Origin of the sequence: Halorubrum sp. CBA1125 (genome assembly GCF_009742825.1) — an archaeon.
Lineage (GTDB): Archaea > Halobacteriota > Halobacteria > Halobacteriales > Haloferacaceae > Halorubrum.
On the sequence record NZ_WPCE01000136.1, the window covers coordinates 1 to 7,721 of the forward strand.

Consider the following 7,721-nt stretch of genomic DNA (forward strand, 5'->3'; position numbering starts at 1 on the left):
CGCCGTCGGCGTCGACCGCGCGGACCGACCGGGTCTCGTCGACCGTCGCCGGCTGGACGACGAGCGGCTCGCCGCCGACAGTCGTGACGGCGGCCCCGCTTCCATCGTCGGCGTTCGCGGGCGACGACTCCCAGAGGATCTCGGTGTCGGCGCTCGCGTCGTCGAAGCCGACGAACGCGAAGAGCGCGACGCTGACGCCCGTCGCGACGCCGGCCACCAGGATCAGGCTCGCAAAGAGTACGCGGCGATCCATCGAGGAGGGCTTCGGTCGTCCCGGCCATACGACTGTCGAATGCGGCGGTCGGGGAATTGTCGAATGCGGCGGTCGGCGAACCCGGGTCCTTTCGGACGCGATCACGCGACGCGTGGAACTGCGGGGCAACGCGCCGAAAGACAGCGCCTCGTGAAGCGTCCCCGACTTCTGTCCGATGTGAGTACGGACCGGCTAGTCGTCTGCGACAGCCGGAGCGTTCGGCGTCTCCGGGGTTGCTACGGTCTGTTCGGACGCTGTCTCCCACTCCAAGTGCTCCTCGTAGTGGAAGGCGCGGTGGTCCTGGGTCGGGTCGACGATCGTCAGTGATAGCCAGTCGTTGTCCAGCGGTTGGGTCAGCTCCTCGTGGTCGGCCAGGACGTCGGTGACCCGCTCGACCGGCGCGTGGACGACCGTCGAGAGGCGGAGCGGTTGGTGGTACGGTTCGTCGTCCGCGGCCATCAGGGACTGGAGCGGGAGCCCGGCCATCAGGTCGCCGCCGTTGCCCTGGTAGACGCCGACGTTGCCGACGGGGTTCTGGGTCACCTTCGACCCGCTGCCGTAGACGGCGTTGTCGACCGTCGAGAAGTAGTACTGGGCGTTGATCCACTGGGTGACGACCATGGGACCGGTGAGGATGGCCTCGAGCGCGTCTCCGTCGGGGTCAGTCGACCAGTCGTACGAGTGGAGGAACGCGCGCCCGTCGAGATCACGGCCGCTCGTCAACTCGCGGGGGCCGACGACGAAGCCGGCGTTGCCGGCCAGCCCCCACTCGGGACGCGTCTCGGCCCAGTCGGCGGCACGCCGTTCCGTCTCGCTGACGCCGGTCGAGCCGTCGGCGCCCATCGCCTCGGCGCGCTCGGCGGTCGCGTTCTCACGAGCCGTCGCGAGGTCCGTGCGCAACTGGTCGAGGTCGTCCACGTGGCTCTCGGGCACCTCGTCCGCGAACAGCTCCACTTCGTCGGTCGTCGTGTTGTGCTCGCCGGCGACGAAGACCGTGTCCTCGGGGACCTCGAACCCGCGGTCGCGGAGTGCGGCCTTGACGGCCTCGTCGTTGCAGATCTTCGCGAGGACACGGGCACTGGGGCCGCCGGGGTTGCCGGCACAGGCGCCGCAGTCCAGGCTCGCGTCGTAGGGGTTGTTCGCCGTCTCGCTGGCGTGGCCGGTGAAGACGACGAGGCGACCGAACGCCTCGAAGCCCATCAAGTCGAACGCAGTTGCAGCGTACTCTACTCGCTCCTCGACGGTCAACCCCAGTGGCAGGTCGCCGGAGGAGGCGTGCTGGTGGTCCACCAGCGGCTCACAGAACTCGTGATCGTCGGGCACCAGATCGGCGGCGGCGTCGATCAGGTCGTGAACGCGCCCGGGGACGAGCGTCCGGGCCGCGAGCGAGAGCCCGTAGCCGCTCCCGGCGGTCTCGACGTAGCCGTAGGCGGTGGCGGCGTTGGCTTCCAGGATCTCGACGACTTCGTCGGCGGCCGCGCGGATGCCCGACCGGCGGTCGTGGCGTGCCTGCATGTCGTCGTCGGTCGGAACGTCGGTGACGTGATGCTGTGGATCGAGGATCGGTGGACAGGCGTCGACCGCGACGTCAGCGTCGTATCCCCGATACTCCATCGGGACGCCGAAGAAGCCGGCGTATCCGTGGGTCTCGTAGTCGCCCGTCGCCTCCAGGTGCCGGCGGATGATCTCCGAGCGGGTGTCGATACAGAAGACCAGCTGGACGTCCGGACGCCCCGACGTATCGCCGTCGGCCATCGACCGGCTCTCCTCCGTGACGGTCTCCACGAGAGCGTCGCGGTAGGTCGCTTCCCACGCGCGAAGGAACGCCTCGGCGAGTTCGTCCGCCTGGTTCGCGTCGACGACATCGTTCGACGGTTCGATGTCGTCGCCGACGGCGTCTAACAGCGCCAGACGCGCCGCGAGGTACCCTTCCAGCGATATCGGGTACGTCGACTGCCACACGCCCTCGTCCTCGGCGCGCTGCTTGATGAACCCAGTCCACCCCGGGAGCGCGGCCAGTTGCTCCTCGAAGATCGACATCCACTGGCCTTCCGGGTACGACTTCAGGACCGTCTGGATAGCCTCGACCGGCGTTTCAGGCAGATCGGCGACTATCCCCTCGTCCGGGATCTCGCTGTCGTATCTCGCTATTCCTCTGAAGGCGGTGTAGAACCCCGCCTCGCGGTTCGGCATCGACCAGTGGGCGCTCCCCTCGTCGAGGAAGGCCGACAGCCACTTCGTCAACACCCGGTCGACGTGGTCCGTGGCGGGGTCCCCCTCGCCGTCCTCGTGACCGTCCTCGGGGTCGGTCGCGTCGCCCGCGTCGGCCATGCGGTCGAGCAGCGTCTCGGTGTCGTCCTCGTAGCCCGCCTCGGCGAGTTCCGCTTCGAGAATCTCCGGGTTTATCTGGCCGCGCTCCAGCGCCGTTTCGAACGTCTCGGCGCTGGGGTAGCCACGGCCGCCCAACAGCGCGGCCGCCTGCGAAACGGCCTCTCCGAACGGCCGGTCCTCGAACCCCGAGAGTGGGTTCGCCGTCACGAACGAGTGGATAGGCCAGAGGGAGCCGACAGTGTTCGCTGCGTCGTCGACGCCGTCGCGGATGGCGGATTCAGTACTCATTGTAGTCCTCCGTGGAAGTCAGTAGGGTGTCCGATGCCGGTTGGGTGGCGTTCAGCAGTGCCACGTAGAGACGCTGGCTGTGTTCGTGGATGCCGGTCTCGATGGCGACGTAGATGCCGACGAAGCTGACGGCGATGACCCCGTGGAGCAGGGTCAGTTCGGTCGTTACCGTACTGACCGTCAGGAGCCCCGAGACGCCCTCGTAGACGATGGCATAGACGACGATGGCCGGGAAGAACACCAACGGGACGGTCCCGTAGCGGGCGGGCGTCGAAAGTGCGGTATGCTGGATAGCACTGCGGGCCGCGTGGAGCGTGGTGACGACGACGAAGAAGGTCAACAGGAGGCCGCTGTCGACGGTCGCTCCCTTCCCCGTCAGCACCGTGAACACCACGCCGCCGCCGAGACCGGTCAGCAACGCCACGACGACGCCGACGGCGCTCGTCGTACGGCCGATCGTGTGCTCGGTGGTCTCGCTCGGGCCTGTGTGTTCGACCTGTTCGCCCGAACTGAGGAACTGATAGGCCTTGTAGAAACCGTGAAGGATGAGGTGGGTGACTGCGGCCCCGAAGAAGCCGAGGCCGGCCTGCATGATCATAAAGCCCATCTGGCCGACCGTCGAGCAGCCGAGTTTGCCTTTGACGTCCGTCCGGACCGACTTCAGGAGCTTCCCGCCGATCGCACTCGCCGCGCCGACGGCGACCACGGCGAGCATGAGCGTGGAATCGACGGTAATGACCGTGGCGAAGCGGGTCAGCAGGATGCCACCCGCGTTGACGAATCCGGCGTGCATCAGCGCAGACGCGGGCGTCGGTGCGGTCATCGAAGAGAGCAACCACTTGTGGAACGGGATCAGGGCGGACTGGATCATCGCCGCGAGTACGAGCGCGCCGGCGGCGACCAGCCACATCGGCCCACCGAGCGTGTCGGCGGCCGCGCCGATGCCGGATATCGTCGTCGCGCCGGTCGCCCACCACAGCACCGTCAGCGCGACGCCCAGCAGTGCGCTACTGGCGATGAAGTACTTGCGGGCGACCGTCGCAGCCGCCCGTGCCTGTTTCCAGCCCTCGCTGATACCGATGAGTTCCGCCATCAACAGGCCCATCGCCACCCACAGAACCCCGAACAGTGCGACGTGGTCGGCCGCGACGAGTGCCGTCACGGCCGCGGTGAAGCCAAACATAGCGACGAAGAACCTCGTCTTGTGGGTGCTCCCGGCCAGGTAGCGACGCGAGTAGCTGTGGACGATACCGCTGAAGAAGGTGACCACCACCCACATCAGAACGGTCAGGCCGTCGATGGCAACCAGTCCTGGGATCTCCCACGCCCCTCCGAATCGGACGTTGGCGACGAGGACGGCGACACTCGCGGCGAACAGCGACCACACGAGCCACGTTAGTGCGACCGGCACGAACGGTGATTCGACCGTCGTGTCCGGGAGCGCTCCGACCGTCGGTTTCGAACTGTGTCCTGACATCGTTCAACCCATCGTACGACTCACTGCGGCGCCAGAAACGGTCTCTCGAGTACGCTTCTGGTCACGTCTACATTACTCTATGAACATACTGTTTGTTAAAACTGTTTGTGTTCACAGTTCGTTCGTAATTCAATCATTAAAGAACATTATGGTCTCGGCGGCGATGCGGGGAGACCCCCGGTAGCGAGGTCGGGTCAGGAGGCTTGAAGCCCTCCCCCGGGCCTCCATGGAGACAAGGCCGGAACGCGGTCCGGTCTGTCACTCCGAATCGGGTGGACCCTACTGCGTATCAGCCGCTTCGAGAACGGGTATCCGTTCATCCCCTCTGGCGGGCGCCGCCGATCCAGTACAGACGATCCATGGCCGCGCGATCGATCCGGATTGCGAACGCGTCCTCGTCTAGGAGTCGTCTTCCGAGCGGGGCTCTGAATCGAACTTGCCGAAGGGCGTCGTCTCGTGGGTTCGCACGAGAACTTCGTCGGCGACGGTGAGCCCCAGATCGAGGAGTTCCTGTGCGACAGGCGTGATGTCGCTGTCCGACTCGCCGACCACGGTGACGAGGAGATTCTGTTCACCGGTGACCAGTTCCTGTACTGAGATGACGCCGTCGATGTCTAGAATATCGGGAATAAGGTCACCACGTTCGGGTATCGTCGCGGTGCAGTAGAGCAACATTCGGAGCGGATAGCCCGATTTCTGATAGTCGACGCTGGCGCTGTATCCCTTGATCACGCCGTCGGACTCGAGACGCTGAATGCGCTTGCGGACGGTGCTGTCCGAGGTACCGGTCCGCTCCGCGATGTCTCTGGACGCCATATTTCGAGCGTCTTCCTGGAGTGCATACAGAATCGCTTTGTCGACGTCGTCTATCTCCTCGTCAGACATACCAGTGTGTCCGCGACTAAGACACTTTACCTTTGTACGTTGCTCGGCCGTTCCACAGCGCTCTCTGCTTTTGTCTCGTCACGGCGTACTTGACCTCCTCCGCGTGAACGCGGCAGGATCTCACCACGGGAGTTCAGGTCACCATTCCGACCACCTGAAAGAGGAAGCCGACGAGGAACACCGCGAGCAGCGCGATCGTCGCCACCACGACCGCTGGCGCGAGTTCCTCTTCGTTCTGGTCGAACACGATCGACTCTATGTCTGCCATACCCGAAGCGTCGTCGCGCCGCGGTTTGAACGCTTCGCTCGGAAGACGGCCGAGTCGTCTCGCTTCGCCGCCGGTGTGCACCCTCCGTCGAATTCGGCTCACCCGCCGCCGAGTTTCGTCTCGCCGACGGGCTCGTGACCCTCGATGACCTCGGTGCCGCCCATGTACGGACGCAGCGCCTCCGGGACGGTGACGGTGCCGTCCTCGTTCTGGTAGTACTCCAGGATGGCGACGACGATCCGGGGGACGGCGAGCCCCGAGCCGTTGAGCGTGTGGAGGTACTCGGCCGACTCGTGGTGCTCCTCGCGGTAACGGATCCCGGCGCGACGCGCCTGAAACGCCTCGAAGTTCGACACCGACGAGACCTCCAGCCAGCGGCCGCCCGCCTCCGGCCCATCGGCCATGTCGTCGGCGGGCGCCCACACCTCGATGTCGTACTTCTTCGCCTGCGTGAAGCCGAGGTCGCCGGTACACATCTCCAGGATGCGGTAGGGTAACTCCAGCCGGCGGAGCACCTCCTCTGCCTCGTCGACGAGCCCGTGGAAGCGCTCGTCGCTCGCTTCGGGACGCACGAAGTTCACCATCTCCACCTTGTTGAACTGGTGGACGCGGACGATCCCGCGCGTCTCCGTGCCGTGCTCGCCCGCCTCCTGCCGGAAGTTCGGCGTGTACGCCTGGTACTTGAGCGGGAGGTCCTCGCCGAGCAGGATCTCGTCGCGGTGGAGGTTCGTGACGGGGACCTCCGCGGTCGGCAGCAGCCAGAGGTCGTCGTCGTCGTACGCCGCCTCGTTCGTCCCCTCGACCCGGTAGGCGTCTTCGGTGAACTTCGGGAGCTGGCCGGTGCCACGCATCGACGCGGAATTGACGGGGATCGGCGGAAACACGTCCCGGTACCCCTGCTCGCGGTGGACGTCGAGCATGAACTGGATCAGCGCGTGCTCCAGCCGAGCACCGTCGCCCGCGGCGACGTAGAAACCGCCGCCGGCGACCTTCGCGCCGCGCTCGAAATCCAGGATGCCGAGTCTCTCGCCGAGGTCGTAGTGCGGCTCGACGGACGCGGGGAGGTCACGCGGGTCGTCGAACCCCTCGCGACGCACCTCGACGTTCTCCGACTCGTCTTCGCCGATCGGGACCGAGTCCTGCGGGATCTGCGGGAGTTCCAGGAGGGACTCCTCCAACTCCGCCTCCAGCTCGTCCGCCCGGTCTTCGACCTCCTGGAGCTCGGATTTGAGTTCCTGTGAGCGTTCGATCGCCTCCTGAGCCGCCTCCTCCTCGCCGGCCTGCTTCAGGTCGCCGATCCGCGAGGAGACCTCGTTGCGCTCGTGTCGGAGGTCGTCGCCGCGCTGTTTCAGCTCCCGCCACTCCTCGTCGACGTCGAGTATCCGGTCGAGGTCCACGTCGACGCCCTTGTTGTCGAGCGCCTCGCGGACGATCTCGGGGTTCTCCCGGACGAACTGTCGCGACAGCATTTACCGACGGTTCCGCCGGCCGGCCCAAAACCGTATCGGACCGCCCGCGGCCCCGCCGGGACACACGGCGTGACCGTCAGTACCCGCCCGGAAGTGCGAGGACGATCGAGAGGGCGAAGAGCGGCACGGCGGCGACCAGCGCGTACCAGAGGCCGGCGGCGACGAGCAGCGCCCACGTGTCGAGACCGTAGCCGGTGGGGTCCCAGTCGACGCCGAGTCGGGGGAGCCCGAGGACGGCCGCGGGCGGACCGAGCAGGGCGACGGTCCCACCGCCGGCGAACGCCGTGGTGACGAACCCGTCGCTCCAGCCGGTCCCGGACGAATCGACGAGCCAGAGCGTGAGCACGACGCCGACGAGGTACGGGATCGAGAACGCGATCGCGACGGCGAGGTACGAGGGGACGAGTCGTCCGGCCGGCGGCAGCGCGCGGAACAGCGCCCGGAGCCGCGCCGCGATCAGGAACGGCGCACACAGGAGCGCGGCGACGAGGCCGGGAAGCGCGAGCAACACGAGCGTGTACAGCCAGCTGATCGCCCCGCCGACGAGACCCGGAACGACCCCAACCCGAACGTCGGCGACGAAATCGACGGGGACCACACCGAAGATCGAAGCACCGAACTGCCACAGCTGGAGGGAACCGTGGACCATGGCTCAGAGGATGACTCGCGGTAAAAACCTCTTGTGGTGTCGACGGCGGCTGCGATCCCCTCGTCTCCGCGATTTCTCTCACTGCGTTCGAGAAATGCACC

Annotated in this window: 6 protein-coding genes and 1 pseudogene; all 7 read right to left on the reverse strand. The window is 66.5% G+C overall.

Features of this window, described 5'->3' with window-relative positions; genetic code table 11:
• Positions 1 to 253, reverse strand: a pseudogene (locus tag GJ633_RS11720) (hypothetical protein); the annotation flags it as partial.
• Positions 254 to 445: 192 nt separating this feature from the next.
• Complete coding sequence (locus GJ633_RS11725; protein WP_156588973.1) at positions 446 to 2,872, reverse strand: DUF2309 domain-containing protein; 2,427 nt, start codon at positions 2,870 to 2,872, stop codon at positions 446 to 448.
• Positions 2,862 to 4,349 (reverse strand): proton-conducting transporter membrane subunit, encoded by a 1,488-nt coding sequence (locus GJ633_RS11730; RefSeq protein ID WP_156588974.1) that lies wholly within the window; start codon positions 4,347 to 4,349, stop codon positions 2,862 to 2,864. Before GJ633_RS11730 ends, GJ633_RS11725 begins: the two co-directional genes overlap by 11 nt.
• Positions 4,350 to 4,748: 399 nt before the next feature.
• Positions 4,749 to 5,234 carry an Lrp/AsnC family transcriptional regulator gene (locus GJ633_RS11735; RefSeq protein WP_156588975.1) on the reverse strand — a complete coding sequence of 162 codons (486 nt, stop codon included), beginning with the start codon at positions 5,232 to 5,234 and terminating at the stop codon, positions 4,749 to 4,751.
• Between the two features lie 133 nt (positions 5,235 to 5,367).
• Positions 5,368 to 5,502 (reverse strand): hypothetical protein, encoded by a 135-nt coding sequence (locus GJ633_RS18140; RefSeq protein ID WP_255470642.1) that lies wholly within the window; start codon positions 5,500 to 5,502, stop codon positions 5,368 to 5,370.
• Positions 5,503 to 5,600: 98 nt separating this feature from the next.
• The gene (gene serS, locus GJ633_RS11740) at positions 5,601 to 6,971 is read right to left on the reverse strand and encodes a serine--tRNA ligase (protein WP_156588976.1); all 1,371 of its coding nucleotides are present in this window, start codon (positions 6,969 to 6,971) and stop codon (positions 5,601 to 5,603) included.
• Positions 6,972 to 7,047: 76 nt separating this feature from the next.
• Positions 7,048 to 7,620 carry a hypothetical protein gene (locus GJ633_RS11745; RefSeq protein ID WP_231741344.1) on the reverse strand — a complete coding sequence of 191 codons (573 nt, stop codon included), beginning with the start codon at positions 7,618 to 7,620 and terminating at the stop codon, positions 7,048 to 7,050.
• Positions 7,621 to 7,721 lie beyond the last annotated feature (101 nt).